The following is a 4,207-nucleotide window of genomic DNA, read 5'->3' as shown; positions in this document are numbered from 1 at the left end:
GCTTCAGCGGGTTTCGTTAGACGCTTTTATGCAGGCGTGACCGAGACCCTGAACATTTCGGTGCCTGACGATACTAAAGTGTGGCGATACATGGATTTCGCAAAATTCGTGGCCATGCTGACCCAGAAAGGGCTTTACTTTCCTAGAGTGGATAAGCTGGAAGATTCGTTCGAGGGCGCAACTGGTCTGGGAAAGCGGGAAGAGGAGTGGGACAGATTCTATCTTAATTTCTTCCGAAGCGCCATAACATCGCCTCCAGGTGCATCTACGATTGAATTTTCTCCAGAAGATATTGAGGACCGAGCTCAACGTCTTCTCAGGGATTGGAAATCAATCGGCAGCCGCGACCGAACGAGTTTCGTGAGTTGCTGGCACGCCAACACTGGCGAATCAGAGGCCTTATGGAGGCTTTATTGCCCACCTGCCACGGCCGGAGTTGCTGTCCAAACCACAGTGCGCGCACTTTGGGACGCAACTGAAAACGAACCTTCGTCCGTTGTAGGGCGTGTGCATTATCTCGATTTCCGGAAGAGCTTTGCAGACCCCCACTACAGGGTATTTTGCAAGCGAGCATCACTCAGTCACGAAAACGAAGTGAGAGTAGTTGTCAAAAATGAAGACAATATATCAGATAGCGGAAAGCTGATTCCGGCTGATTTAGGAGAAATTATTCAAAGCGTCGCTGTGTCTCCATTTGCTCCCTCCTGGTTTGATGGAGTCGTAAGAGAGGTAATTACTAATTTCGGTTTCATTTTTGAGGTTCGAACGTCAGAAATTCTCGAACGGCCTTTCTTTTGACTTGGAAAACATTTTAATTTGCAACATTGCTCGCTTTCCACCCATCTTGGCCAGTCCTGATCGGGCTCTCACCTTAGTCAGCCATTTTCCGTGTGCCTCTAGAGGCCTTTAGAGGCTTCTGAGGGGTGCCGGCTGCCTCCACCGGGAAGACAAGGTGGTCTGTAGGGCGCCCCTGAGAGCTTCCCTTGTAATCCTGATTGATTGATGGAAGGGGAGATTGATGTAAGGCGTCCATGGATTTGCTTCAGCAGGTCCACAGTCAGTCTATAACCAGTAATCTACTGTCATTGTCCACTGCGTACCTAGGTTGCTTATGGATGAGTCTATGACAGCCCTATAAGGCTATCAGTGGGAACCTGGAGGTATCTAGTAACGTTAAGGATGGTCTGATACTATCCTGGTTCATGAACACCTACATCAGTCCTCCCGTAGAGCCAGATGAAACTCTTCTAGCTTTAGCTAAGGCCTTAGCCCTGTCACTGGTCCCTAGGACCCCTGAGGCTAATTCCCTTGTGGAGCATGTCTTCAATCAGGTTGTGGCCCTGGAGGCACCTGACAGGGAGCGGCAGAGAAGATCAGGGCTTGCACCCCTCCGGCGTGCTGTGGGTGCGCTGGTGGGTGGCGCATTAAGGTGCTGGGCAGGAGCAGTTCCGAGCTATGTCTATCAGCCGGTCTCTCCGAACACCTTTTCCGGCCTATCCGTCAGCTACCGGCATTTCGCCTCTGCCAGGGATGCCCTGGTAGCTCTGGGCTATATTGGAATGACTCCCGGGATCAGGTTCCCTGCTGCGGACTTCGGAGATGGGCCGATTTGGGCGGGCAGGGCATCTCGTTTCTGGCCTACCGATAAGCTTCTGAAGCTTGCTGAGGCCCATGGTTTGCCCGCTGGTGCCGTGAAGCAGGCCTTCAAGGCTGATCCTCCGAGGACACCCCCAAAGATTCCCGAATTGGTTGAGCTTCGGGATTTCTCTCAAAGAAAGAACGGACAGAAGGTTCAGGGTAGGCCACTACCCATCAATCCCAACGATCCTGTCTACCAGAAGATCAAGCGAGAAACTGAGGCACACAACGCCTATGCGGAGACGATAGAGGTAACGGGCTGTATTCCGCCTCGCTGGTATCGGGTCTTCACCGCAGACTGGCGTCTTCAGGCCCGCTGGTATGCCGCAGGGAATGACAAAACTGCCGCCTATCTCACTATGCACGAGGAAGACCGGATCAACGATATCCATATCAATGGGGAGAGCGTGGTTGAGGTAGATGTGTCTTCCTCACAGCTAGCCATCCTCCATGGTCTCCTCGGTAAACCTCTTCCTGATGGTGATCTCTATGACGTCGTTCCTGGCACAGACAGGAAGATTGTCAAACTATGGATGACCATCAGCCTAGGAAGAGGCAAGATGCTTTCCACATGGTCCAGGGATACGGCTGAGAAAATCAAGAAGGCTTGTGATCCTCACGCCATCCATGCGGGGATGCTGAGGACATACCCCTTTCTCGCTGAGATGTCCTCCATCATCCCTGACGACCTCAGGGCGGCCTATGGCACGCACATGGACAGGCTTGTTTCTCTCTACCTTCAAGGCATCGAGGCGCGGGCTATCAGTGGCGCCATAGCATACGTCCGTGCAGCAGGACATTTGGCACTGCCTACGCATGATGGGCTGATTGTGCCTGCATCTGCCGAGAAGGCCGCAAAGGCAGGCCTAGAAGGCTCCTACCGGCATGTCGCCAAGATCATTCCTCGGCTCGAAGTGGAGCGCCCTTCTCGGGGTTCCTGATGATAGAGCCTAATTAAACCGTTCAATACCGCGACGGGCCAGTCCTCGGGCGTGACAAGGGAGGTCTACGGGCCTCCTAGACAGCCATTTCCCTAGTTAGGGTGCAGGCCTCCAGCAGCTTTTCGGAGGGTGCCCGCCACCCAAATTGCCAGGGAGACTACGAAAGGCCTCAAAAGGGGCCACGTGATGCGGTCAGCGAAGAATTTGCCTGGGAAGGATCTACGGCCATCCCAAACACCCGTTTCTACTGCTGCGTAGTGGCCCGAAAACGGCTTCTGAGGGAGGCCCCGCTACCCCTATAGCGGCCAGCCTCTATAGTCCGGTTTCAAGGCACATATGACCTATTCTAGCGATAGGAAGATGCCTTGCTGCCACCGCTGTATGCCAGGGGAGTCTGTACGTTCCTCTCATGCCTCTGTCTCTGCGGAATGGTAGGGGAGCATCCCCAAGGGGGGGCCTTGTGGTGTGAACTAGGGTCCCATCCAGACAGCCAATAATCAGTAATAAGGATGCTACGGTTTTTGCGAAGCCGGGTGGGGTGGCTCCTACGGGGGGTCTATGTCGGCAATAATCGTTGCCATAACAGGATAATTTGTCAGGTGCGGGATATCTGGGTCTAGGGCTTCTTGTGAGAGACAGGACAGGCCTCCCCCTGTAGCTCGTGGGAGATTACGGAACATCCCTGGGGTTCGTTGGTTAGTTGATAAGCCACCACACAGAGACAAACCATGCCTAGGCCGCTCAGGGAGCGCATTGCGAACGCTGAAAAGTATGTTCGGTTGTACAAGGAACAGGAGATCAACAACCTAATTTCGTTGGAGCTTGCAGGGATCACGGGCGATACGGAAGCTGCACTGCGCCTTCGGAGAAACTTGCCTTACACACACAATGGCCTGAAGCTTGCCCGCTATAACCTTCTACTGCTGCAAGGCGCTCTCAAAATCTCTCAGAGACGCCGGGACCACCAATCAGCCATTACATTATCTAAAACGGTCGTCTAAGATGACGTAACAGGTCATCCGGGGGCTACCATGGCGATCAAGCTGGTGTCGTATCTCCGGGTCAGCACGAGCAAGCAGGGGCGCTCAGGGCTAGGCCTGGAAGCGCAGCGGGAAGCCGTGGAGCGCCATGCGGCCTCTGTGGGTGGTCGCATCGTCGCTGAGTATGTCGAGGTGGAGAGCGGCAAGAGAGCCAATAGGCCGCAGTTGGAAGCCGCCCTGGCTGCCTGTCGTCTCCATCGGGCAACCCTGCTGATTGCCAAGCTGGATAGGCTCTCTCGCAATGCTGCCTTCCTGCTGAACCTCAGGGATGCCGGGGTGAAGTTCCAGGCGGCTGACATGCCCGATGCCAATGAGATGGTCGTGGGCATAATGGCTGTCGTGGCGCAGAACGAAGCCCGCATGATCTCCGAGAGGACCAAGGCTGCCCTGACTGCTGCAAAGGCCCGTGGGACGCTCCTGGGGCAAGCAGGGAGGCATAACCTCGCCAACCGCCTAGTGGGGTCTGTGAGGGGCGCTGAGGCCCGCACTGCGAAGGCCAATACGAGAGCGCAGGACCTTTCTGCGGTCATTGCGGAGCTACGGAAAGCCGGTGCGGTATCGCTAGAGCGGTTTCCGGCCTGACTGAAT

At 54.9% G+C, this 4,207-nt stretch carries 3 protein-coding genes; all 3 read left to right on the top strand.

Annotated features, from left to right (window positions below; all coding sequences use genetic code 11):
* Positions 1 to 798: hypothetical protein (locus E0493_RS22840; RefSeq protein ID WP_235914001.1), on the top strand; the 798-nt coding region annotated here is incomplete at its 5' end.
* Between the two features lie 404 nt (positions 799 to 1,202).
* Positions 1,203 to 2,579, top strand: coding sequence for a hypothetical protein (locus E0493_RS22835; protein WP_160939564.1), 1,377 nt, complete (start codon positions 1,203 to 1,205; stop codon positions 2,577 to 2,579).
* Between the two features lie 1,031 nt (positions 2,580 to 3,610).
* Positions 3,611 to 4,201: a recombinase family protein gene (locus E0493_RS22830; RefSeq protein ID WP_160939563.1), complete on the top strand. Its 591-nt coding sequence runs from the start codon at positions 3,611 to 3,613 to the stop codon at positions 4,199 to 4,201.
* Positions 4,202 to 4,207 lie beyond the last annotated feature (6 nt).

The organism is Teichococcus coralli (assembly GCF_009829925.1).
In the GTDB taxonomy this organism is placed as follows: domain Bacteria; phylum Pseudomonadota; class Alphaproteobacteria; order Acetobacterales; family Acetobacteraceae; genus Pseudoroseomonas; species Pseudoroseomonas coralli.
This window is presented reverse-complemented; position numbering and strand designations above follow the sequence as displayed.